General features: G+C 72.4%; 18 protein-coding genes and 1 pseudogene. 7 read left to right on the plus strand and 12 right to left on the minus strand.

What is annotated here, in order from left to right; translation table 11 throughout:
• Positions 1-4: 4 nt before the first annotated feature.
• The gene (locus ACWCRA_RS24695) at positions 5-832 is read right to left on the minus strand and encodes a TIGR03619 family F420-dependent LLM class oxidoreductase (protein WP_351546845.1); all 828 of its coding nucleotides are present in this window, start codon (positions 830-832) and stop codon (positions 5-7) included.
• 168 nt (positions 833-1,000) lie between these two features.
• Between ACWCRA_RS24695 and ACWCRA_RS24700 the strand changes: the two genes are divergently transcribed.
• Positions 1,001-2,506: a CehA/McbA family metallohydrolase gene (locus ACWCRA_RS24700; RefSeq protein WP_451068617.1), complete on the plus strand. Its 1,506-nt coding sequence runs from the start codon at positions 1,001-1,003 to the stop codon at positions 2,504-2,506.
• Positions 2,507-2,754: 248 nt separating this feature from the next.
• Here ACWCRA_RS24700 and ACWCRA_RS24705 read toward each other — a convergent pair whose 3' ends face one another.
• The 3 genes from ACWCRA_RS24705 to ACWCRA_RS24715 are packed head-to-tail and all read right to left on the minus strand — an operon-like array spanning position 2,755 to position 5,547.
• Positions 2,755-3,741 (minus strand): WbqC family protein, encoded by a 987-nt coding sequence (locus ACWCRA_RS24705; RefSeq protein ID WP_451068618.1) that lies wholly within the window; start codon positions 3,739-3,741, stop codon positions 2,755-2,757.
• A gap of 19 nt (positions 3,742-3,760) precedes the next feature.
• On the minus strand, positions 3,761-4,429 hold the full coding sequence (locus ACWCRA_RS24710; RefSeq protein ID WP_351546785.1) for a YdcF family protein: 669 nt from the start codon (positions 4,427-4,429) through the stop codon (positions 3,761-3,763).
• A gap of 14 nt (positions 4,430-4,443) precedes the next feature.
• A complete protein-coding gene (locus tag ACWCRA_RS24715) occupies positions 4,444-5,547 on the minus strand; it encodes a helix-turn-helix domain-containing protein (RefSeq protein ID WP_451068619.1) in 1,104 nt (367 codons plus the stop codon).
• Positions 5,548-5,701: 154 nt separating this feature from the next.
• Here ACWCRA_RS24715 and ACWCRA_RS24720 point away from each other — a divergent pair, with 154 nt between their 5' ends.
• The 4 genes and pseudogenes from ACWCRA_RS24720 to ACWCRA_RS24735 all read left to right on the plus strand — a co-directional run.
• Positions 5,702-6,130 (plus strand): hypothetical protein, encoded by a 429-nt coding sequence (locus tag ACWCRA_RS24720; protein WP_351546791.1) that lies wholly within the window; start codon positions 5,702-5,704, stop codon positions 6,128-6,130.
• An 11-nt stretch (positions 6,131-6,141) separates the two neighbouring features.
• Positions 6,142-6,543 carry an ATP-binding protein gene (locus ACWCRA_RS24725; protein ID WP_451068620.1) on the plus strand — a complete coding sequence of 134 codons (402 nt, stop codon included), beginning with the start codon at positions 6,142-6,144 and terminating at the stop codon, positions 6,541-6,543.
• Positions 6,540-6,827, plus strand: a complete 288-nt coding sequence (locus tag ACWCRA_RS24730) for a hypothetical protein (protein ID WP_451068621.1) — start codon at positions 6,540-6,542, stop codon at positions 6,825-6,827. The genes ACWCRA_RS24725 and ACWCRA_RS24730 overlap by 4 nt, the downstream gene beginning before the upstream one ends.
• Positions 6,737-6,970, plus strand: a pseudogene (locus ACWCRA_RS24735) (adenosylhomocysteinase); the annotation flags it as partial. The gene ACWCRA_RS24730 and the pseudogene ACWCRA_RS24735, both read left to right, overlap by 91 nt.
• A gap of 400 nt (positions 6,971-7,370) precedes the next feature.
• On the opposite strand, the gene ACWCRA_RS24740 reads toward ACWCRA_RS24735, so the two are convergent.
• Entirely contained in the window at positions 7,371-8,930 is a 1,560-nt protein-coding gene (locus tag ACWCRA_RS24740) for an APC family permease (RefSeq protein WP_351546797.1), read from the minus strand.
• A gap of 291 nt (positions 8,931-9,221) precedes the next feature.
• Here ACWCRA_RS24740 and ACWCRA_RS24745 point away from each other — a divergent pair, with 291 nt between their 5' ends.
• A complete protein-coding gene (locus ACWCRA_RS24745; protein ID WP_451068622.1) occupies positions 9,222-10,259 on the plus strand; it encodes an AraC-like ligand-binding domain-containing protein in 1,038 nt (345 codons plus the stop codon).
• A 176-nt stretch (positions 10,260-10,435) separates the two neighbouring features.
• On the opposite strand, the gene ACWCRA_RS24750 is transcribed toward ACWCRA_RS24745, so the two are convergent.
• The 6 genes from ACWCRA_RS24750 to ACWCRA_RS24775 form a co-directional block, all read right to left on the minus strand.
• Complete coding sequence (locus tag ACWCRA_RS24750) at positions 10,436-11,929, minus strand: aldehyde dehydrogenase family protein (RefSeq protein ID WP_351546803.1); 1,494 nt, start codon at positions 11,927-11,929, stop codon at positions 10,436-10,438.
• Positions 11,926-13,668 carry an N-acyl-D-amino-acid deacylase family protein gene (locus ACWCRA_RS24755; RefSeq protein ID WP_451068623.1) on the minus strand — a complete coding sequence of 581 codons (1,743 nt, stop codon included), beginning with the start codon at positions 13,666-13,668 and terminating at the stop codon, positions 11,926-11,928. The genes ACWCRA_RS24750 and ACWCRA_RS24755 overlap by 4 nt, the downstream gene beginning before the upstream one ends.
• A gap of 441 nt (positions 13,669-14,109) precedes the next feature.
• Positions 14,110-15,225, minus strand: a complete 1,116-nt coding sequence (locus tag ACWCRA_RS24760) for an LLM class flavin-dependent oxidoreductase (protein WP_351546848.1) — start codon at positions 15,223-15,225, stop codon at positions 14,110-14,112.
• Positions 15,226-15,345: 120 nt separating this feature from the next.
• Entirely contained in the window at positions 15,346-16,128 is a 783-nt protein-coding gene (locus ACWCRA_RS24765; RefSeq protein ID WP_351546809.1) for an SDR family NAD(P)-dependent oxidoreductase, read from the minus strand.
• Positions 16,129-16,142: 14 nt separating this feature from the next.
• A complete protein-coding gene (locus ACWCRA_RS24770; RefSeq protein ID WP_351546850.1) occupies positions 16,143-17,057 on the minus strand; it encodes an LLM class F420-dependent oxidoreductase in 915 nt (304 codons plus the stop codon).
• Positions 17,058-17,349: 292 nt separating this feature from the next.
• Positions 17,350-17,961 (minus strand): pentapeptide repeat-containing protein, encoded by a 612-nt coding sequence (locus ACWCRA_RS24775; protein ID WP_351546812.1) that lies wholly within the window; start codon positions 17,959-17,961, stop codon positions 17,350-17,352.
• Positions 17,962-18,105: 144 nt separating this feature from the next.
• On the opposite strand from ACWCRA_RS24775, the gene ACWCRA_RS24780 reads away from it, so the two are divergent.
• A complete protein-coding gene (locus ACWCRA_RS24780) occupies positions 18,106-18,945 on the plus strand; it encodes a glycosyltransferase family 2 protein (protein ID WP_451068649.1) in 840 nt (279 codons plus the stop codon).
• A gap of 299 nt (positions 18,946-19,244) precedes the next feature.
• Here the strand turns inward: ACWCRA_RS24780 and ACWCRA_RS24785 are convergent, their stop codons facing one another.
• Positions 19,245-20,465, minus strand: coding sequence for an amidohydrolase family protein (locus ACWCRA_RS24785; protein ID WP_351546817.1), 1,221 nt, complete (start codon positions 20,463-20,465; stop codon positions 19,245-19,247).
• Positions 20,466-20,637 lie beyond the last annotated feature (172 nt).

Raw genomic sequence — 20,637 nt, forward strand, 5'->3', positions numbered from 1 at the left:
GTCCTCAGAGGTACTGGGCGTACGCGTCGAGGGCGCGCAGGATCTCCGGCTCACCGGCCGGCGGGAGACCGAGGACGACCTCCTCCACGCCGAGGCCCGCGAAGTGGGCGAGCTTGCCGGGGGCGGGGTCGACGCCGTACGGGACCACCTGGAGGTCCAGGGGGTCGCGGCCGGCCTCCTGCCAGGCGGTACGGAGCAGGGGGAGCGACTCCGCGAGGCCCGAGCCGCCGATGGGGAGCCAGCCGTCGCCGTGCGCGGCGATCTCCGCGAAGAGCCTGGGGCCCGCCGCGCCGCCGTAGAGGACACGGGGAGCGCCGCCGGCGGGTTTGGGGTGGGCGTGGGAGGCGCGGACCGATGCGTGCTTCCCCTCGTACGCCGTGGGTTCGTCCGCCCACAGGGCACGCATCAGGGCCAGCCTGTCGCGCACGGCGGCCCGGCGCGTGGACCACTCGACGCCGTGGTCCTCGGCCTCCTCGCGGTTCCAGCCGTACCCCACGCCGAGGGTGAACCGGCCGCCGGAGAGATGGTCCAGGGAGGCGATCTGTTTGGCCAGATCGATCGGGTCGTGCTGGGCGACGAGGGTGATGCCGGTGCCGAGGGCGAGCCGGGTGGTGACGGCGGCGGCCTGGGCGAGGGCGACGAGGGGATCGAGGGTGCGGGTGTACTCCGGGGGGAGTTCGCCGCCGCCCGGGTAGGGGGAGGTGCGCTCCGCCGGGATGTGGGTGTGCTCGGGGAGGTAGAGACCGGCGAACCCCCGTTCCTCCAGGGCGCGGGCGAGCCGCACGGGGGTGATGGTCCGGTCCGTCAGAAAGAGCGTGGTCGAGATGCGCATCGAGTCCCTCTCGTCGGTGGTGCCCGTGTCCGCGGTGGTGCCCGGTGCCGGGCCGCCGGTGGTGTCCAGGTGTTCGACCGGTCGGCGCCTTGCGCCCGGGTGCACGCGTCGGTACCAGGGTGACAGTGCACCACTTCCGCGCGGTGGAGAGTGTGAGGGGTCGTCGCTATGAGCCACGGGCAGGGACAGGGACGCGGGGGCCAGGGGTCCGCCGGCCGCGAGGTGGGGAGGCGCGGGCTCCTGATGAGCGGGGCGGTCTCCGCCTTTACGTTGGGAGGTGTGAGCTTCGCGGAGGCCGCGCCCGGAGACAGGGACGGGGAGCGGACCAGAGTCGTCCGGGGGGTGCTGCCGCCCGGCGCGCCGGACTATGTCTACCTCCCGGTGGAGGTGGGGCGGGGGGTGCGGGAGCTGGCCGTCTCGTACACCTATGAACGGCCCGTGACCCCGGCCGGGACACCGGGGAACGCCCTCGACATCGGCGTCTTCGACCAGCGGGGGACCGCGCTCGGCGGGGAGGGGTTCCGGGGGTGGTCGGGCGGGGCGCGCGCCTCGTTCTTCATCCGCGCCGACGACGCGACCCCCGGGTATGTGGCGGGGCCGGTGCGGGCCGGGACCTGGCATGTCGTCCTCGGGCCGTACACGGTGGCGCCGCGGGGGCTGCCGTACGAGGTGAGCGTCACGCTGCGGTACGGGGAGGCGGGCCGGACGCCCGAACGGGTGTATCCGCCGGAGCGGGCACGGGGGCGGGGGCGGGGGTGGTACCGGGGCGACTGCCATCTGCACTCCTGGTACTCGGACGGGCGGCGCACCCCGGGGGAGATCGCGGCCCTGGCGCGGGCCGCCGGGCTCGACTTCATCCACACCTCCGAGCACAACACCCATGCCGGGCAGCCGTTCTGGGCCGAGCACGCCGGGGACGATCTGCTGATCCTCACCGGGGAGGAGGTCACCACGCGCAACGGGCACGTGCTGGCGCTGGGGACCGACCCGGGGACCTTCATCGACTGGCGGTACCGGGCGCGGGAGAACCGCTTCGGGCGGTTCGCCCGGGAGATCCGGCGGGCGGGAGGGCTGGTGGTGCCCGCGCATCCGTACGCGAGCTGCATCGGGTGCAACTGGAAGTTCGGGATGGGCGAGGCGGATGTGGTGGAGGTGTGGAACGGGGCGTTCACCGCCGACGACGAGGTGTCCGTGCAGGCGTGGGACGCGGAGCTGGCGCGGGGGCGCTGGGTGCCGGCGATGGGGAACAGCGACGCCCACCGGGACCCCGATCCGGTCGGCCGGCCGCAGACGGTGGTCCTGGCGGAGGACCTGACGCGGGCGGCGATCCTGGCGGGGCTGCGGAAGGGCCACAGCTATGTCGCCGAGTCGTCGGCGGTGGAGCTGGATTTCTCGGTGGTGGACGGGAGGGGGCGCCGGGCGGGCATCGGCGAGCGCCTGCGGGTGGAGGCGGACGCGGAGGTGGGGGTGCGGCTGGGAGTGGAGGGGGTGGGGGCGGGGTGTGTGGTGAGGCTGGTGACGGAGCAGGGGGTGGTGGTCTCCGCCGGGGCGGGGGTGGTGGAGTGGGAGACGCGGGCGGGGTACGCCGGGTATGTGAGGGCGGAGGTTCGGCGGGGCGGGGCTCTGGTGGCCCTGACGAACCCGGTATTCCTGGGCCCCCCGCCCCACGGGTAGCCCGAACAACCCCGCCCGGTCCGGCGCGTGCGCCCTCCCGCCGCACGGGAAACCCGAGCAAACCCGGCCGGTCCGGGGGCACCTCCCGGAGGCAGCTCCGGGGGAGCTTGAGGACGGGCCCCGGGCGACGGGACCCCGCACCCTGCGGGCCACGGTCGGGGCCGGCCCCCGAACCCCCGCTCCTCAAACGCCGGAGGGGCTGGATTTTGTGCCTCGGCCCAGACGTCGGAGGGGCAGAGGGGTGGGGCTCAGACACCGGGGCCCGACAGCCGCGGCCAGGACGGAGGGCTGAGATGGGGCGTCTGGCAACAGAGACCCGTGCGCGGAACGAAGCAGCGATCCGGGCGGCGATGGACCGGCAGCTGAGCACAGACATCGGTACGCGATGGTGCACGAAGAAGTCGTATGCGACTGGGGACGTTCGGGGTCCTGGCGAGATTTCCGTGAAGCCGGGATGTGCCCCCGTGTGCCGGTAGCACTCCGTCACGGGTAGCGGGACCCTCGGCGGATCTGATGACTTCGGTTGCCGTCTGGAGCAAGCCGCCGTGGGCCGCGAGAGCCCGGAGGGGGGCTGCCACGGCGTCCGGGCCCAGGGTGGCCAAGGCCCACAGGGCGCTGAGGCGGCGGCCGGAGGACCAGATGCCGGTGGTCGGCGGCCGGAACGAGGCCACGGCGATGTTCTGAACCATAAACGGGGCGGGGTCGAGATAGGTCATGCCACCGGTCCCGCACAGATACGCGCGGGCGCCGGTTGCCGCGGAAAGGTCCGCGAGCCGGACGGAGCGGCCCGGCCGGGCCGGCAGACGGCTGCTGGTGAGGAGCCGGCCCTCCCAGCCCAACAGGTCCAGCAGGACGCGGGTGGAGGTCTCGGCAACCGTCGCGGTCCTGCTGGTGTCGAAGGCATCCAGCACCGGACCCAGGGCTTCGGCGAGGGCGGGCCAGTGAGGGCTGGCCCCATAGTGCTGCCGCAGCATCCCCTCGGTCCTGCGGCGGGCCAGGTGCGGGTCGTCGATCACGGCGTCGCGGATGAGGGTGGGCCGTCCGCTCGGCAGACGGGTGGGGATGGTGAGCCGCCGCTGACCGGCGGGGTCGTCGAGGTGCGCAAGGCGGGCTCGGTGCTGGTAGTCGCGGCGGGTGAACTGCACGTCGTCCAGGACGATCCAGTAGTCCGCCGCGAACAGCTTGGCCAGCGTGGTCAGCCGGGGCAGGAAATTCGGCTGGTGGATGGCGCACAACCCGCCCGGCTCGGTCAGGTCAGGGGTTGATGAGGCGGCTGGTGAAGCCGTCGCGGATGAGGGACTCGTACGCTGCATGCACGTCCTCCGGGACCTCCTGCTCGATGGCGAATCCGAGCTTTGGATACTCGATGACCCGCTGGAGGTCGCCGACGAGCATGTCCAAGACGAGTTTCTCGTCGCCGATGGACTTCAGATAGTCGTCAAACTCCAGCGGCTCCGACGCGCAGAGGATCTCGACGTCGGGCCACAGCTTGCGGGCGGTCGCGAACGACCGCCTTTCCATATAGGGCTTGGAGACCAGCAGCACCGACGCCGGGGTGATGCCTGCGGCGACGAGGACCTCACGCGAGAGGGTGATGTTCTGCCCGGTGTTGCCCGCGTTCGGTTCCAGCAGGATCGCCTCGGCAGGGACGCCGAGGTCGATGGCGTGGTCGCGGAAGTGGACTGCCTCCCCGCGCGGGAAGACCTTGGCGGTGGTGGGACTGTTGCCGCCGGTGAACACCAGGGTCGGGAAGAGCCCGGAGCGGTGCAGCTCGGCGGAGTGGGTCGCGACGCCGAGGTCGTGGCTGCCCAGCCCGATCGCCACATCGACGGGCCGCAGCTCGTGCTGCATCTGGTGGTAGTTCCAGATCAGCTTGGCCTGGCGCCACTGGTCCTCGGTGGTGCCCCGCTGGTCGTTGCTCACGCGTTTCTCCCTGGTCACCGGTGCCGGGGGCCGATCGGTCCCTCGCTCATGGCCTTGATGCCCTCGATACTGCGCAGTTGGTGCACAAGTCCGTACTGCGCGGCCACCTTGGTGGCCTGGTCGAGGACGAGGAGTCCATCATCCCGGGTCGCCGCATCGGAGAGCAGGATGTGGCCATGAGCGGTGTCCAGTCGCACACGTTGCATCGGTGAGTCGGTCGTCCCGCTGCTGCGGGCGATGTCGATGAAGTGCAGGGCCTGGCTCAGGTCGCCGGCGCCGCGGCGGGCGAGGGCGAGTTTCTGGTGGGCCACCGACCAGTCATCCGGTTCGGTGAGGTCCTCGAAGTCGCGGGTCGCCGCCCGCATGACACGGGTCGCATAGTCGTGTTGGCCGTCCTTGCTCAGCGCGGTCCCCACCCACAGCCTCGCGCGGGCCCGGTCGCGGCGGGAGAGCCGGTCATCGACCGTGAGGGCCTCGTAGTCGCGGGCGGCGACCTCCAGCTTCCCGGACATCTCGGTGATGACGGCGAGGGACAGGTCGAGCTGGGCGACGCGGCGGGGGATGTCGAGCTGGGTGAAGACCGCGCGGGCGCCGGCATAGGAGTGCTGGGCGGACAGTGGGCCCAGGACAACGCCCTGGTCGCGCTTCAGGTCGCCGAGCAGGGTGGTGGAGCGGGCGAAGAGATACAGGCCCTTCTCGTCCAGCTCGTGGGCCTTGAATCGGCTCAGCCACCGGGTGAGGAGGCTGTCGGCGAAGGCGAAGTTCTGCCGGGACAGGGCGACCACGACGCGGTCGAGGTCGTCGGCCCAGCACTCGTACTCCCAGGCCCGGGGGCCGGAGGCGGTGACGCGGCGTCGGCCGGCGTTCTGCACTGGGTTGGTCATCTCGGACAGGAGCGTTTCGAACCGCAGGTGGACAGCGGCGTCCGCGCGGCCGAGGGCGGTGTCGAGGATGGCCTGGGTGTCGGGTCTGGGCTCGGTTTCGGCGAGCTTGCTCTCCCACTTGGACACGGTCGCGACTGCCAGGCCGAGCTGCTGGGCGAAGGCCCGCACGCTCAGTCGCAGGGCGAGCCGCAGGGCCTTGGCCTCCAGGCCGGTCCAGTGGTGCACGGTCGCCACGCGTCGCTCCTTTCCACCGGTCATCGAAGCAGATGCGTGCAGTTGGCGGGACGGAAGTGGAACGGAAGTGGAACGGCCGGTAATTGGCCGCGAGTTGGCCGGACGCCACGATCAGAGCGTCATCGCGTGTCGAGCCTTTTGGACGGTCCTGAGCATGGAACCCCTCACGGAGCATCGCCCGGTCAGCGGTCCGGTCGTTTACGGCTTCCTGCGGCTGGTGCGGGTCTCCCAAGCGCGGCAGGACGCGCTGGTCGCCTCGCTCGCCGAGTACTGCCGCAGCCACGAACTGCAGTTGTCCGGCGTCTTCACCGACCGCGACGCGTCCGCCGGGCCCGCCTCAGCGGCGTTCACCGGGCTGCTGGACGTGCTCGCGCTGCCGGACGTCTACGGCGTCATCGCCCCGGCCATGTCGCAGCTGGGACCGAAGGCCATAGCCGCTGAACGCGGGCGGCGGATCGAGGCGGTCGGCTCGCGGCTGCTGCTGATCCGCAAGCCCCGCACGGCCCACCACCCCATCTCCCGCAGCGTTTCCGTCCGCCGCCGTCACCCCGGCACCGCCCGCGTCCTGGATGCCGAGTCATGAGGACCACCGTGATGACCAAGACAACCCAGCAGTTCTTCGACGCGCGGCCCGAGTCGGTCGGCCATGCACGGTCCTTCACCTCTGAGGCCCTGGCCGACTGGGGTCTGCCGGACCGCGCCGAGGACGTCCGGCTCTGCGTCTCCGAACTCGCCACCAACGCCCTGATCCACGGGACTGCCCCCGGACACGGCTTCCTGGTCAAGCTCGACGCCGACGAGGATGTCGTACGCCTGGAGGTGCACGACAGCCGCCGCCGGCACCCGGAAGCCCGGCAGGCCGCCGGCACGGACACCTCCGGACGCGGGCTAATCCTGGTGAACGCGCTCGCCGACGGCTGGGGAGTCGAGGACCGCACTCCGTTGGGGAAGATCGTCTGGTCCTGCTTCAAGGTCACGGGAGGTACGACGGCATGAGCGTCCTGCTCACCCCGCCCGGTCCTGAGCTGCGGCTGCTGGTGTCCCTCGCAGCCTGGAGCTGGCCCGGCACCCGCCCGGACGGCCGCGAGATCGCGCACATCCTGATCACCCACACCCCGGCCCTGACCGGCTCGGGCCCCGCTGAGACGGCCGAGGCCCGGATGCGGCGGCTGCCCACCCGCCGGTCCTGGACTTCCTCGTTGGCCAGTCCGTGGTCTTCTCCACCGAGGCCGTCATGCGCGGACGCGGCGACATCCTCCACGGCCGACCTGCCCTGGTGATCGGCTTCGGCAAGCTCGGCAGCTCGATCGCCCGCCTCCTGCACGCCAAGGGCGTCCAGGTCACCGTCTTCGGCATCGATCCCATCCGCCGCACCCAGGCCCTCTCCCAAGGCTTCACCGTCGCCCGCGACCGCGAAGCGGCCCGGCCGCCCCTGCGCCTGCGCCTGCGCCTGCGACCCCCGACGCGCGCGGGGGTTGCGATGTGCTGCGGAACTCGATGAGCGTGCGCGCCTCTTCCTCGCCCACCAGCGCTGACCGGTCGGGGCTGGGCTCGGGGAACCGGGGGAGCCCCGACCCACTCGACACCCGTCGAGACCGTCATTCCCGCCCGTCCGGCGCGTGAGGACGGACCCCGAGCCACAGGACCCGCATCCTGCGGGCCGCGGTCGGGGCCGGCCCCCGAACCCCCGCTCCTCAATCTCCCCCGGAGCTGCCTCTGGGAGGTTGAGGACGGGCCCCGGGCGGCAGGCGGTCCGTGGGGAAGAGGTGCGGCGCGGCGCGGTGCCGGGGCTCGCGAGCCCGGCACGATCCGGAAGAGACGGCCTACGTCGGGGGAGTCAGGGACGGGGTTGCCGAGGTCAGAGTCCTGCCCTGGAAGAAAGCGGGGCTGCGGGAGTGCATCAGGGTCATCAGAAGAACCCCCAGCAACAGCAGCCCCACACCGATCACGAAGACCGATCCGACCCCGAAGACCGCCGACCCACTGCCGTACTCCGGGTCCCACATGTCGTACAGGGTCTTCGCGAAGACCGCCGCCAGCAGAGTGCCGCCCAGCAGGGGGAAGAGGCCCTTGAAGAGGAGGTCCCGGGGCGAGCGGGAGAGTTCGCGGCGGAAGTACCAGGCGCAGGCGAAGGCCGTGAGCGAGTAGTAGAAGCAGATCATCAGGCCGAGCGCGTACACCGTGTCGATCAGGACGTTCTCACTGACCAGCGTCATCACGGTGTAGAACGCGCCGGTCGCCGCGCCGGCCACCACCGTGGCCCGCCCCGGGGTCCTGAACCGCGGGTGCACCCGGGCGCAGGACGGCGGGAGGGCCTCGTACGACGACATCGCCAGCACCGTGCGGGCCACCGGGATGAAGGTGGTCTGGAGGCTCGCGGCGGCCGACGCGAGGACCGCCACGAAGAGCAGCACCCCGAGCCCCGGGCCCATGATCGGGCCGGCCAGGGCGGCGAAGACATTCCCCGAGGTGTCGGGGTTGGCCAGCCCCAGCCCCTTCTCGCCGGAGCCGACCGCCATCTGCGCGGCCACCCCGGTCGCGAGATAGGCCCCCACCAGGACCACCATCGCGATGAGCGCGGCCCGCCCGGGTGTGCGGTCGCTGCCGGTGGTCTCCTCGTTCGCGGTGAGGCAGGCGTCCCAGCCCCAGTACATGAAGATCGACAGCGACAGGCCCGCGGTGAAGGCCGCGAAGGACTGGACCGCGAACGGGTTGAGCCACTCCATGGAGAAGGAGAGCGAGGTCCCGAAGGAGTCCGCCTTCCCGAGGGCCATGGCGACGAAGAGCCCGAGCACCAGGAGCTGGAGGCCCACCAGGGCGTACTGCACGCCCTTGGTCGCCGTCATCCCCCGGTAGCTGATCGCGGTGGCCGCGGCGATCAGCACCAGCACGGTGGTGATGTGCACGGCCTTGTTGCCGTCCAGGGCGGCGATGGCGTCGCTGCCCGTGATCTCCCCGGCGAGGAGCCAGAAGAAGGAGGTCGCCACCCCGGCGAGGTTGGAGAGCACGATGATGGTCGCGATCACCAGCCCCCAGCCGCACATCCAGCCGACCCTCGGTCCGAACGCCTTCACCGTCCAGGTGAAGGAGGTCCCGCAGTCCGGCATGACCCGGTTCAGCTCGCGGTAGGCGAACGCGACCAGCAGCATCGGCAGAAAGCCCGCCAGGAAGACCGCCGGCATCTGGAGCCCGACCTCGCCCGCCGTGGAGCCGAGGGTGGAGGTGAGGCAGTAGACGGGCGCGACGGTGGAGATCCCGATGACCGAGCTGCCCAGCAGGCCGACGGAATTTCCGCCGAGGCCCTTGCCGCGGACACCCCCGGCCCCGCCCGGGGCGGCCCCCGCGCTGTCTCCGGCCCCGGGCCGCGCGTCCAACTGAGTCATGAACAGGACGTTAAGGGCTGCGGTTTCCACAGCGGGAAGGGAGCCGCCCGGAGGGCATCCCTTTGATTCAGGGGCTGTTGCTGAAGAGCACCTGGGGTTGAAAGGACAAGTGGGGAGATCAGCGGCACCCTGGAAGGAAAGACGGGCTTTCGATGGGGTGCGATAACCGCAGCCAGGCCCGTTATGCCCCTTTTGAAATTTTCCCGCGTCCCACGCCCCGGCCGCCCCTGGACCGGTCATGAGAAAGTGGAAGCGGCGATCACTGGGGGGTGTGCCGGAATGTTGTCCGTCGTGACCAGCGATTCCGTACCCGCGCGGGAGCGCACCGACTGGTACCAGGAGATCATCGCCCGGGAGATCGCCCCCACCCGGCTCATGGTGGCGGACTCCCACGCCTTCCGCGCCCACGCCGCCGTCCTCGACCTGGGACGCACCCGGGTGAGCAGCTTCTCGTACACCGCGCTGCGGTCCTGGCGCACCCCCCAGCTGATCCGGCGCAGCGACCCCGAGCGGTACTCGCTGGCGTTCATGACCCAGAGCGCCATGTGGATATCCCAGTGCCGCAACCTCGCCGAACTGGGCGCGGGGGACGCCGTCCTCTGGGACTCCTCGCACCCCTTCGACGCCGGAACCGGAACCGTGGACGACAGCGGCACCGGGCTGGTGCGGGCGGTCATCGTCCAGGTGCCCCGGGACGCGGTCCCGCTGCCCTCCGACCGGATCGACGAGCTGCTGGCCCGGCGGCTGGACGGGCGCAGCGGCATGGGGGCGATCCTCGGGAGCTTCCTCTCGGCCCTGGAGAGCCACGCCGACGGCTGCGAGCCGCGGCAGCGCGACCAGCTGGCCGTGACGACGCTCGATCTGACCACGGCGTTCCTCGCCCAGCAGCTCGACTCCTACGGCGACCTCCCCGCCGAGACCCGGGCCCGGGTCCTGCTGGAGCGGATCAACGCCTTCATCGACCAGAACCTGGGCGACACCGCGCTCACCCCCCGGGCCGTCGCCGCCCGCCACCACATCTCCCTGCGCTCGCTCTATCTGCTCTTCCAGCAGGCCCAGGGCGAGAGCGTGGCGGCCTCCATCCGGCGCCGCCGGCTGGAGCGGTGCCGGGGCGACCTCGCCCGGCCCGAGCTGTCCGGCCGGCCCATCCACGCGGTCGCCCTCCGCTGGGGCTTCTCCAGCGCCGCCGGCTTCAGCCGGGCCTTCCGTGAGGCGTACGGCAGCAGTCCCCGGGAGTTCCGCCGCCGCGCGGCGGCGGACCGCCTCTCCCACACTCCCGCACCGGAAGCATGGCCCTTGCACGGATCGTCAAGGAAGCGTGCAGGCTGAGCCGTGTCGCCCTGTGACCGGCCGCCTACGCTCGGGAGCCCCGCCACAGGGACCGGTGACAGAAGGGAAGCCGCCCCCCATGCCCACCCCCGTGCTCTTCTCGCGTGCAGGACGGCCGGAACGCGACAGACCCCGGTCCTGGGACCCCGGCTGACGGACCGCGCCCGCCCGCCCGCTCACCCCGGCCAGACCACCGACTGGATCTCGCTGTACGCGTGCAGGGCGTACGAACCGACGTCCCGCCCGACCCCGCTCCGTTTGAACCCGCCGAACGGCGCCTCCATGTTGCGCGCGACCGTGTTCACCCCCACCCCGCCCGTCCGCAGCTCCCCGGCGACCCGGAAGGCACGGGCGACATCCCCGGACCAGACATAGTCGATCAGGCCGTAGTCGCTGTCGTTGGCCAGCGCGATGCCCTCCTCCTCCGTACCGAAGGGGACGACCACCACCACCGGACCGAAGATCTCCTCCCGGACGATCCGCATCCCGGGGGCGCACTCCGCGAAGAGCGCCGGAGCGGCGTAGAAGCCCTTTCCGGAGCCGCCTCCCCGCGCGCCGGTGCCCCCTCCCCGGACGTCGGGGCGCTCGCCGCCCGTGACCAGGCGGGCACCCTCGCGGCGGCCCAGTGCGAGATAGGACTCCACCCGGTCGCGGTGGGCTGCCGAGATCAGCGGGCCGACCACCGTGCCCCGCTCGGCCGGATCGCCGACCGGCAGCCGGCGGGCGTGGGCGGCCAGCCGCTCCACCAGCCGGTCGTACACCCCGCGCTGGGCGATCACCCGGGTCGGGGCCGTGCAGATCTGGCCGCTGTAGAAGGAGAACGTGGTGCCGATGCCCCGGATCGCCGCGTCCAGGTCCGCGTCGTCGAAGACCAGCGCCGCGCCCTTGCCGCCCAGCTCCATCAGCTGGCGCTTCATGCCGCGCCCGCAGACCTCGGCGATCCGGCGGCCGACCGCCGTGGAGCCGGTGAAGCTGACCATGTCGACGTCCGGGGAGTCGACGGCGGCCTCGCCCACGGCGGGGGACGACCCCGTCACCACATTGACGACCCCGGGCGGAACGCCCGCCTCCGCCAGCGCCTCGGCCATCCGGTAGACGGAGAGCGGGTCCTGCGGGGCGGGCTTCACCACCACCGTGTTGCCCATCGCGAGCGCGGGTGCCACCTTCCCCGCCGGGTTGGCCCAGGGGTTGTTGTAGGAGGTGACACAGGTGACCACCCCCACCGGGCGGCGCACCGCGAGCGCCCCGACGACACCGGCGGGGCCCATCGGGCCCGCCGCGTTGATCTGCGGCGGCAGCGGCTGCTCCACGGACTCCAGCGCCCCCCGCGCGTACCGCCGGAAACGGGCCGCGCCGATCCCGACCTGGAGGGCGCGGGCGGTGGCGGTGGTCGCGCCGGACTCGGCACGGGCGAGGGCGGTGTACGGCTCCGTGTTCCGCTCGATGACCCCGGCGGCGGCGTCCAGGATGCGGGCGCGCTCCTCCGGGCGGGTGCGGGACCAGGGCCCGAGGGCCTCACGGGCCGCGCGCGCCGCCTCGTGCACCTGGGCGCGGCTCGCCTCGGGCGCGAGGCCCACGACCTCCTCGGAGGCCGGGTCGACCACCTCGTAGTGCCCCGCGTCGGGCTCGGCCCACTCGCCGCCGATGAAGAGCCGCTGTGGCGCGCTCATCGCGTGGAGACCGTCTCGGTGTCGCGGCCGGAGCGCAGCACCCGGCCGGGGATCGCGCCGGTGACCTTGTCGTCGCGGATGGTCTCCACGCCGTTGACCCGCACCGACACGACGCCGATCGCCCTCGCGTCCAGGCGGGGGCCGCCGCCGGGCAGATCGTGGACGAGGGTGGCCGGGCCGGCGTCGATCCGCTCGGGGTCGAGGAGGACGAGGTCGGCGTGGAAGCCCTCCTCGACACGGCCGCGCTCGCGGAGCCCGAGGAGGCGCGCGGGGTCGTCGGTGAGCATCCTCACCGCCGCCGGTAGCGGGACCAGCTTCCGGCCGCGCAGACAGTCGCCGAGGAAGCGGGTGGTGTAGGGGGCGCCGCACATCCGGTCCAGATGGGCGCCCGCGTCGGAGCCGCCGAGGAGTACGTCCTCGTGCTCCCAGGTGCGGCGGCGCAGCTCCCAGGAGGCCGGGTCGTTGTCGGTGGGCATGGGCCACAGCACGGTGCGCAGCCCGTCGTTGGCGCAGATCTCCACCAGGCAGTGGAAGTCGTCCTGGCCGCGCTCGGCGGCGATGTCCCGCACCACGCGCCCGCCGAGGCCCTCGTTGGCCGGGGAGTAGGTGTCGCCGATGACATAGCGGCCGAAGTGCGCGAGGCGGCGGAAGACCCCGGCCTCCTCGGAGTCGGCGCGGCGGAGCATCTCCGCCCGTACGGCGGGGTCGCGGAGGCGCTCGACGCGCTCGGGGACGGGGAGGGCGAGGATCTCGCCCCAGCCGGGGATGAGGTTGAGGGCGCAGAAGGTGCCCAGGGACATGTTCATCGGGGTGAGGATCGGCATCGTCAGGGCGACGATCCGGCCGCCGGCGGCGCGGGCGCGGGCGGCGGCGGCGAGCTGCCGGGGCACGCGGCCGGGGACGGCCGCGTCGATGGTGAGGACGTTCCAGTTCAGGGGGCGGCCCGCGGCGCGGGTCATCGCGACCAGGAGGTCGATCTCGTCGTCGCGGAACCGGTCGAGGCAGCCGGCGACGATCGCCTCCAGCTGGGTGCCCTCGTGTTCGCCGACCGCCCGCGACAGGGCGATCAGCTCGTCGGGGCGGGCGTGGCGGGAGGCGACGGGCGCGCCGTCGCCGTCGGAGTGGGTGGTGGACTGGGTGGTGGACAGGCCCCAGGCGCCCGCGTCCATCGCCTCGTGGAGGAGGTCCAGCATCCGCTGGAGCTGCGCGGGGGTGGGGTCGCCGCCGATGGCGTCGGGGCCCATGGCATGGCGGCGCAGCGCGCAGTGGCCGACCATGAAGCCCGCGTTGACGGCGATGCGGCCTTCGAGGGCGTCGAGGTACTCGCCGAAGGTGTGCCAGTTCCAGGGGGCGCCCTCCTCCAGGGCGACCAGGGACATGCCCTCGACCCTCGCCATCATCCGGCGGGTGTAGTCGGCGTCGCCGGGGCGGCCGGGGTCGAGCGGCGCGAGGGTGAAGCCGCAGTTGCCGCCGGCGACGGTGGTGACGCCGTGGTTCATGGAGGGGGTGGCGAAGGGGTCCCAGAAGAGCTGGGCGTCGTAGTGGGTGTGGAGGTCGACGAAGCCGGGGGTGAGGAGGAGGCCGGTGGCGTCCTCGGCGGTGCGGGCGGAGCCGGGGTGGAGGGTGCCGGGGGTGGTGAGGGCGACGACGCGGCCGTCGCGGAGGCCGATGTCGGCGGGGTAGGGGGGCGCGCCCGTGCCGTCCACGACGGTCGCGGAGCGGATGAGGTGGTCGAGCATGAGGGGGGGTTCCCTTCGGGGTGCGGTGTTCCCTGCGAGGGGGGGTCCCTGCCGGGGGGTGCGCGGTGGGGCTGCTGTGCGGGGGGCCCGTCGGCGGACCCGGCCCGGCGGGGAGCCCCGCCCGCCCGGCAAACCCAGCCCGTCCGGCGTTTGAGGACGGACCCCGCACCACAGGTGACCCGAGCAAAACCAGCCCGCCCGGCAAAACCAGCCCGCCCGGCAAACCCAGCCCGTCCGGCGTTTGAGGACGGACCCCGCACCACAGGACCCCGCACAGTGCGGGCCCGGGTCGGGGGCCAGCCCCCGAACCCCCGCTCCTCAAACGCCGGAGGGGCTGAGTGGGCGCGGCTCAAGCACCGGGGCGGGGCCGGTGGGCGGGGGCCGGGTTGCACGGTGGGAGCGGGGGGGTCACCCCGCACCAAGACCAGCCCCCCTGCCGAATCAGCTCTCGCGGAAGCGCGTGGTCCGGTGCACCGGGTCCGTGTCGATGTGAGGGATCACATGCTCCCCGATCAGGCGGATCGTCCGCAGCGTGTCCTCGTACCCCACCCCCGCCGGCAACCCGAACCCCAGCTGATCCACCCCCGCCCCCTCCCACTTCCTGCACTGCGCCAGCACCTCCCCCGGATCTCCGCAGATCATCAGCCCCTCCGCGATCAGCAGCTCCACGATCTCCTCCGTGTACTCCGGCAGCAGCTCCGGCCACTGGGGAATCCCCTCGGGCCGGGGGAAGGTGTCGTGGTAGCGGAAGAGCAGCGACTGGAGATAGCTCACCCCCGAGCCGGCCGCGATGGCCACCGCCTCCGCGTGGGTCTCCGCGCAGATCGCGGTGGAGGTCACCAGGATGTTGTCGTTGACGAAGGCGCCGACCGGCTCGGCCTCCTTGATCGCGGTCTTGTAGGAGTCGAGGACCCACTCCATGTCGGCGACCTTCTGCACACTGAAGCCGAGGACCCCCAGCCCCTTCCGCGCCGCCATGGCGTAGGAGGACGGCGACCCGGCCGCGTACCACATCGCCGGGTGGGACTTCCCGTACGGCTTCGGCAGGACCTTCCTCGGGGGCAGGGACCAGTGCTTGCCCTGGAAGCCCTGGTACTCCTCCTGGAGCCACATCCGGGGGAACTCCGCGACGGTCTCCTCCCAGATCTCCTTGGTGTGGTTCATATCGGTGATGCCCGGCATGAACCCGAGGATCTCGTGGCTGCCCGCGCCCCGCCCGGAGCCGAACTCGAAGCGCCCCTCGGAGAGGTGGTCGAGCATGGCGACCTTCTCGGCGACCTTCACCGGGTGGTTCACCGGCGCGAGCGGGTTGAAGATGCCGGAGCCGAGGTGGATGCGGTCGGTCGCGTGGGCGAGGTACCCGAGGTAGACGTCGTTGGCGGAGAGGTGTGAGTACTGGTCGAGGAAGTGGTGCTCGGACGCCCAGGCGTACTTGAACCCGGACGTGTCCGCCTGGATGACGTACTCGGTCTCCTCCATGAGCACCTTGTGCTCGGCGAGCGGGTCGGTCTCGGCGCGCCTGCCGACGTAGCCCTGCACAAAGATCCCGAATTCCAAGGGGTTCACCGTCCCTAAGTTTCTGACGCATCGTCAGATCGTGATGCGCACGACTGTTCCACCGCGCACCTGCGCCGTCAAGAGATGACGCCCCGTCAGAGACGGGGTCCGGTGCCCCGGTCAGCCCACGTTGATCCCCGCCATCCAGCCGCCGTCGATCACAAACGGCTGCCCGGTGATGTACGAGGAGTCCTCGCAGCTCAGGAAGAGCGCGAGCCGCGCCACCTCCTCGGGCCGTCCCGCCCGCCCGAGCGGTATGGTCCGCTCGTACACCGGGCCCATCCGCGCGCGGGCGTCCTCGCGGCTCACACCGTCGCGGGTGAAGGCGAGGTCCATCATCGGGGTGTCCACCGCCCCCGGGCAGACCGCGTTGACCCGGATGCCCTTCGGCGCCAGTTCGAGCGCGGCCACCCGGGTCAGACCGAGGACCGCGTGCTTGGACGCGGTGTAGGCGCCGATCAGCGCCACCCCGGCCAGGGCGGCGTAGGAGGCGGTGTTGACGATGGTGCCCCCGCCGGCCGCCTCGATCTCGGGCGCGACGGCCCGTATCCCGAGGAAGACCCCGGTCTGATTGACCCCGGTGACCTGCTGGAACTCCTCCAGCGGGGTGGAGGTCAGGGCGTTGAAGCGGAGGATGCCCGCATTGTTCACCAGTCCGTCGAGCTTGCCGAAGCGCTCCTTGGCGGCGGTGACGGCGGCGGCCCAGTCCGCCTCCCGGGAGACATCGAGACGGAGGTAGTGGGCGCCGTCGCCCAGCTCGGCGGCGACCGCCTCGCCCTCCTTGTCGAGCACATCGGCGAGGACGACCCGCGCCCCCTCGGCGGCGAAGATCCGGGCCTCCTGCTCCCCCTGCCCCCGCGCGGCCCCGGTGATCAGAAAGACGCGTCCGTCGAGCTTTCCCATGGTGGTCCCCTTCGTCAGCTGTCGGCGTGCAGATACGGAGCGACCTCGGCGGCGAACGCGGCCATCTGGTCCGTGAGTTCGGTACGGCCCCGGCTGCGGAACCGGACCTGGATCTGGCGTACGCCCATGGCCGCGTACTCACGCAGGGAGGCGGCGATGGCACCCGGCTCACCGGCCAGGGTCCGGCGGCCCACCTCCCAGCCCGGCCGGCCGATGTAGAGCGGTTCGGCGATGGCGCCGATCTCCAGGGGGACGGGGTTCCCGGCCGCCTCGCGCAGGGCCCGCAGCCGGGCGATGGCGGCGGGCAGCCGGGCGCGGGGGTCGCCCTGGGGGAGCCAGCCGTCCCCGCGCAGGGCGGCCCGGCGCAGGGCAGCGGGCGAGGAGCCGCCGACCCAGACGGGGACGCGCGGCTGGGCCGGACGGGGCCGCTGGCCCAGCCCGGAGAAGGAGAACCGCTCGCCGCTGAACTCGGGGAACTCCTCGGGGCCGAGGGCCGCCCGGAGCGCGTCGATCGTCTCGTCCAGCAGCCCGCCGCGCCCGTCGAAATCGGCCCCCAGCGCGGCGAACTCCTCGGCCACGTGCCCGGCGCCGACACCGAGGATCAGCCGGCCCCCGGAGAGATGGTCGAGCGTGGCGTACTGCTTCGCGGTGACCAGGGGGTGGCGCAGTCCGACGACGGCGACATGGCTGAGGAGCCGTACCCGGCCGGTGATCCCGGCGAGGAAGGAGAGGGTGGCGACCGGGTCGTACCAGACGGTGGACATGGCTCCCGCGAGCCGGCGGGGGACGGCGACATGATCACAGACGGCGACATAGGCGAAGCCGGTGCGGTCGGCGGTCCTGGCCACCTCGGCCAGGTCCGCCGCTCCGGCGGCGGCCTCCCAGGGTTCGGCGCAGAGGGTGCTCTGCGACTGGACCGGGAGCTGCATCCCGTAGGACAGCGGCCCCTCGGGCAACACCGGGACATGGGGCACCGCGGGCTCCTTCCCCTCGATCTGACGTACCGTCATATCGTGGGGCGCGGCCCCCGGACGGGCAAGGCCCGTGCACCCGCCGGTGCGAGCCCCGGGCCCGCCGGCGCGCACGCGGACCCGCCCGTGCGCGCACGCGGACCCGCCCGCGCGTGTGCGCGCTCGCCGGTGCGAGCGCCTGATTCGCGGGTGCGGGCGCGGGCCCGCTCGTCCGTGTGCGCGGGTCCGACGGCACGGGCGCGCGAGCTGCTCAGCCCACCTCGAATCCCAGCGCGCCGGCGATCACCGCCGACTGCACCAGGTCGATCCGCGCCCCTGCCACCCGGGCGGTCAGCGGGTCGAGCGAGGAGAGGTCACTGCCCCGCAGGTCGGCCCCCGAGAGATCCGCGCCGCGCAGCACCGCCCCGGAGAGATCCACGCCGGTCACGGTGGCCCCCTCCGCACGCGCGCCCGTCAGATCGCACTCCCGCATCCGGACACCCTCGAAGACCGCCCCGCGCAGATCCGCGCCCGGCAGCCCCACGAACGACCAGTCCCCGCCGGCGACCCGCAGCAGAGGGAAGGTGCACCGCTCGAACAGACTCCCGACCGCCTTGCACTGCTCGAAGCGGGTGTCGAAGAAGCCGCAGCGGCGGAAGACGCAGTTGGTGAAGGCGGCGGCGGTGTGCCGCGAGGCGTTGAACCGGACCCCGGAGAAGGTGCACCCGTCGAAGACGGCGCCGTCGTTCACCGCTTCCGTGAGATCCAGGTCGTAGAAGGTGAAACCGGTGAAGCGCTCGCCCGAGAGGTCCTTTCCGTACCAGTCCTCGTCGCGGACGATCAGCTCGGGATCGGCGTGCGCGCGCTCGCGCCTGATGGCCATGGCTCCATGGAACACCCGGGCACTGACACCGGCGCGGCACCCCCGGGTGTCCACTGGGTAGCATCGCGGCTTCGGGGAACGGACGAGCTGGTGGAGTGGAGTCGAGTCGTGACACGACCGCGTGTGGGTGTGGCCGTACTGACCATGGGCAACAGGCCCGCCGAGCTGCGGGCCCTGCTCGACTCCGTGGCCGGGCAGGACGAGCCCGCCGCCCGGGTCGTGGTCGTGGGGAACGGCGCGCCGCTGCCGGAGCTGCCCCCGTGGGTGACGACGGTGGAGCTGGCCGAGAACCTCGGGGTCTCCGGAGGGCGGAACGTGGCCATGGAGCGGCTGCGGGAGTTCGGCGACGTGGATGTGCTGGTGGACCTGGACGACGACGGGCTGCTCGTCGACACGGATGTGTTCCGCCGGATCGCGGATCTGTACCAGGCCGACCCCGAGCTGGGGATCGTGTCCTTCCGGATCGCCGACGAGACCGGGGAGACCCAGCGCCGGCACGTGCCCCGGCTGCGGGCGAAGGACCCGATGCGCGGGGGGCTGGTGACGACGTTCCTCGGGGGCGGGCACGCGCTGTCGATGCGGATGCTGGAGCGGACCGGCGGGTGGCCGGAGGAGTTCTTCTTCACCCACGAGGAGACGGACCTGGCGTGGCGGGCGCTGGACGACGGGTGGAAGGTGCTGTACGAGCCGCGGCTGCTGCTCCAGCACCCGCGGACGAGCCCGGCCCGGCACGCGGTGTACTACCGGATGACCGCGCGCAACCGGGTGTGGCTGGCGAAGCGGAATCTGCCGGCGCCGCTGGTGCCGCTGTATCTGGGGAGCTGGACGGCGATGACGCTGCTGCGGACGCGGTCGGGGGAGGGCCTGAAGGCCTGGGGCGGGGGGTTCGTGGAGGGCGTGCGGGAGCCGTGCGGGGTGCGGAAGCCGATGCGGTGGGCCACGGTGTGGCGCATGACCCGTCTGGGCCGCCCGCCCATCATCTAGGTTCGTCCCCTCCGGGTGGTGCCGGGGCTCGTGAGCCCCGGCACCGCGCCTCGCCGATCCGGCCCGAGGCGAGAAGGTGCCCGGTCCCGCGAACGAGGCGGAACATCCCGGAGATGTGCGCGGTGCCGCCCGGCCGCCCGGCCGCGCGTGCACGAGCAGCCCGGCGGCGTCCGGACGCTCCGGCGGAAGGGGGGCGGCCGGACGCGCCCGCGGCCCCATGGGGGGGGTGGCCGTCGCGCCTCCGGACGCGTCACCGGTCCGGGGTGGTGCGGGCGGGCGCCCCGGTTCGGGCCGAGGGGTCAGGGGCCGGGCCAGAGGCCCGTCGGGGTGAGGGAGAGGAGGTCGATCGCGTTGCCGCGGACAATGCGCTCCACCACCTCGGGCGCCAGATGCCCCATCTGCTCCTCCCCGACCTCCCGCGACCTCGGCCAGGTCGAATCCGCATGCGGATAATCCGTCTCGTACAACACATTCCCCACCCCCACCGCCTCCACATTCCGCAAGCCGAAGGCGTCATCGAAGAAGCACCCGTACACATGCCCCGCGAACAGCTCCGACGGCGGGCGCAGCACCTTCTCCGCGACCCCGCCCCACCCCCGGTTCTCCTCCCAGACCGTGTCGGCGCGCTCCAGGATGTAGGGAATCCAGCCGATCTGCCCCTCCGCGTACATGATCCGGAGGTTGGGGAAGCGCTCGAACTTCCCGCTCATCAGCCAGTCCACCATCGAGAAGCAGCAGTTGGCGAAGGTGATGGTGGAGCCCACGGCGGGGGGTGCGTCGGCCGAGGTGGAGGGCATTTTCGAGGAGGAGCCGATGTGCATGGCGATCACCGTGCCGGTCTCGTCGCACGCCCGCAGGAAGGGGTCCCACGCGTCCCCGTGGATCGAGGGCAGCCCCAGGAAGGGCGGTATCTCGGAGAAGGCCACCGCCCGCACCCCGCGCGCCGCGTTCCTGCGGACCTCCGCCGCCGCCAGCGCGGCGTCCCACAGCGGGACGAGGGTCAGCGGGATGAGCCGGCCGGCCGCCTCGGGGCCGCACCACTCCTCCACCATCCAGTCGTTGTAGGCGCGGACCCCGAGCAGCCCCAGCTCGCGGTCCCTGGCCTCGGTGAAGGTCTGGCCGCAGAAGCGCGGGAAGGTGGGGAAGCAGAGCGCGGACTGCACATGGTTGACGTCCATGTCCGCGAGCCGGTCGGGGACGCTGTACGAGCCCGGCCGCATCTGCTCATAGGTGATGACCTCCAGCCTGATCTCGTCGCGCCCGTACCCCACGGCGGTGTCCAGCCGGGTCAGCGGGCGGCGCAGATCCTCGTACACCCACCAGTCGCCGACCGGGCCGTCGTCGCCCCTCTCGCCCATCACCGGGGCGAACTTCCCGCCCAGGAAGGTCATTTCCTTCAGCGGGGCACGGACGATCCGGGGGGCCGCGTCCCGGTACTTCGACGGGAGCCGGTCCCGCCAGACATGAGGGGGCTCCACCGTGTGGTCGTCCACCGAGATGATCTTCGGGAAGGTCTCCATGTCCTCACGGTAGCCCTGATCTGACGACTCGTCAGCTAGCCCGACGGCGGCCCGCACGGAGTGATTCCGGCCACGTGAATCCAATCCACATCCCGGACCAATGAACCCCTTTCCCGTAATCACCCTCTTCAGGGGCGCCCCGGGGAGTAGGTATACACGATGTGTATAGTGC

It is taken from the genome of Streptomyces sp. NPDC001889, from assembly GCF_053594535.1.

What these genes read in the sequence shown, in the direction of transcription:
- ACWCRA_RS24695 (WP_351546845.1), bottom strand. Translation starts at nt 832, where the DNA reads ATGCGCATCTCGACCACGCTCTTTCTGACGGACCGGACCATCACCCCC.
- ACWCRA_RS24700 (WP_451068617.1), top strand. Translation starts at nt 1,001, where the DNA reads ATGAGCCACGGGCAGGGACAGGGACGCGGGGGCCAGGGGTCCGCCGGC.
- ACWCRA_RS24720 (WP_351546791.1), top strand. Translation starts at nt 5,702, where the DNA reads ATGGAACCCCTCACGGAGCATCGCCCGGTCAGCGGTCCGGTCGTTTAC.
- ACWCRA_RS24725 (WP_451068620.1), top strand. Translation starts at nt 6,142, where the DNA reads ATGACCAAGACAACCCAGCAGTTCTTCGACGCGCGGCCCGAGTCGGTC.
- ACWCRA_RS24730 (WP_451068621.1), top strand. Translation starts at nt 6,540, where the DNA reads ATGAGCGTCCTGCTCACCCCGCCCGGTCCTGAGCTGCGGCTGCTGGTG.
- ACWCRA_RS24740 (WP_351546797.1), bottom strand. Translation starts at nt 8,930, where the DNA reads ATGACTCAGTTGGACGCGCGGCCCGGGGCCGGAGACAGCGCGGGGGCC.
- ACWCRA_RS24750 (WP_351546803.1), bottom strand. Translation starts at nt 11,929, where the DNA reads ATGAGCGCGCCACAGCGGCTCTTCATCGGCGGCGAGTGGGCCGAGCCC.
- ACWCRA_RS24755 (WP_451068623.1), bottom strand. Translation starts at nt 13,668, where the DNA reads ATGCTCGACCACCTCATCCGCTCCGCGACCGTCGTGGACGGCACGGGC.
- ACWCRA_RS24765 (WP_351546809.1), bottom strand. Translation starts at nt 16,128, where the DNA reads ATGGGAAAGCTCGACGGACGCGTCTTTCTGATCACCGGGGCCGCGCGG.
- ACWCRA_RS24770 (WP_351546850.1), bottom strand. Translation starts at nt 17,057, where the DNA reads ATGCAGCTCCCGGTCCAGTCGCAGAGCACCCTCTGCGCCGAACCCTGG.
- ACWCRA_RS24775 (WP_351546812.1), bottom strand. Translation starts at nt 17,961, where the DNA reads ATGGCCATCAGGCGCGAGCGCGCGCACGCCGATCCCGAGCTGATCGTC.
- ACWCRA_RS24780 (WP_451068649.1), top strand. Translation starts at nt 18,106, where the DNA reads ATGGGCAACAGGCCCGCCGAGCTGCGGGCCCTGCTCGACTCCGTGGCC.
- ACWCRA_RS24785 (WP_351546817.1), bottom strand. Translation starts at nt 20,465, where the DNA reads ATGGAGACCTTCCCGAAGATCATCTCGGTGGACGACCACACGGTGGAG.